We start from the raw sequence: 1,670 nt of genomic DNA on the forward strand, positions 1-1,670 counted from the left end.
GATAAAAGGTACGCCGGGGATAACAGGCTGATGACCCCCAAGAGTCCATATCGACGCCGCCTCCATCCGCGGGACCGTCGCGGCGACGGCGCGGGCGATGGCGGCCTTGGAGAAGTAGCCGCCGTTCACTTGCGTCCGGTGCAGCACCACGCGGCGGAAATCCGACATCAGGCCGAGATCCGGAGCGGTCGGTGCGGTCCAGAACACGTCGATGTCGCCCTGATGGGTGAGGCCGGGCATGTTGTAGATCGCGGTGCCGAGCGCCATCGTCGGCCGGCCCATCTCCAGCGAGAGCATGCCGACGGTGCTGTTGACGATCACCACGCCGCGGGCGCCGGCGATCAGGCTGGGCAGCTCGCCGCCGTCGATGAAGTCGAGGCGCTCGCTCACGCCGTGGCGGCGGGCCGAGGCGCGGGCGAACTTGCGCCAGTTGATCAGGCCGGCATCGAGGGGGTGGAGCTTCACCAGCAGGCGGGTCGGCGCCTGCGAGGCCTCTGCGAAGGACTTGATCACCCGGTCCATGAAGCCCTCGACCCCGAGGAAGGGGGAGTGCACGCGGATCTGGTAGTCGCTGTCGAGCTGGAGCGGCAGCAGGAAGTAGTCGCAGCCGACCGCGTTGTAGATCTCGTTGCAGCGGGCGGCCTCGCGCCTGGTCCGGCCGCGGCGGGAGAACTTCTTGATCCAGCCGGCATATTCCATCGCGATATGCGTCGGGCGGTGGCTGCGGAAGCGCGGGTAAAGGTAGGGGAAGCAGACGTTGGCGACGTTGTAGCCGACGTCCCAGATGCTGCGCAGGGCCATGTCGCCGGTCGAGGGCATCGCGCGGCCGGGCTGCGGCAGGCGGCGCGCCAGCGTCCGGACGCCCTCGGCGGTCTTCGGAAGGGTCGAGTACCCGTTCACGCCGCCGAGCTCGCAGGTGATCCAGTTCGGGCGGATGTAGCCCTCCTCGAACACGTGGACGCGCAGGCCGCGGGCGACCGCGACGGCGCGCGCGACGACGTGATAGGGGCGGCAATCGCCGAACAGGACGATGTCGGTCACGCCGTAGGTGGCGACGTAGGCGTCGAGCCAGCGCTCCCAGCCGGGCCGGGTGCCGCGGTAATGGTCCGCGTCGCCGCGCCAGAACAGCCAGTCGCCGGGACAGAAGTTGATCCGCCGCACCCGATGCCCGCGGGCGGCCAGGGCGCCGCCGAGATCGGAGAAGAAGGTCGAGGCGAGGCCCTGGAGGAAAAGGAACGTCGCCGGGCTCGCATCGACGGAATCTGGGCGAGGCTGAAGCATTCCGGAGCGCTCTGTACCTTCAGCGGACGGGACGGGGCAGCCACCACGGGTCGCACGGCCGAGGCGGCCCGGCAATCCGAGGCCGTTCCGCCCCGCACGATTCCGCCGGGTCGTGGCCGTCCCGCAACGCCGTCGCGGCCGGCCCCGAACGGGTAACGAGCTAGGAGCCAATCGCGGCGGCGATATGTCCGGGGGGTGTCCGTTCATGTCCCGCTCATCCGCCCGCCCCAGGAAGCATTCGCCTGCCGCGGATGAATTGGGCTAAAGCCCGCGGGTCCGGGCAGGAACGCGTCGAGGCCGGCGCGACCCGTCGCTCGGCCCTCACGATGGGTCGCGGGATCCCGGCAGGCGATGCCGGGCGCCGCCGCGCGACCCGCCCGGCCCGGAGC

1 protein-coding gene is annotated in these 1,670 nt (G+C 70.6%); it reads right to left on the reverse strand.

Annotated elements, in window-relative coordinates:
- Window positions 1-1,281: capsular biosynthesis protein (locus tag FV223_RS27000; protein WP_210247529.1), on the reverse strand; the 1,281-nt coding region annotated here is incomplete at its 3' end.
- Window positions 1,282-1,670: the final 389 nt, after the last annotated feature.

The organism is Methylobacterium sp. WL116 (assembly GCF_008039455.1).
In the GTDB taxonomy this organism is placed as follows: domain Bacteria; phylum Pseudomonadota; class Alphaproteobacteria; order Rhizobiales; family Beijerinckiaceae; genus Methylobacterium.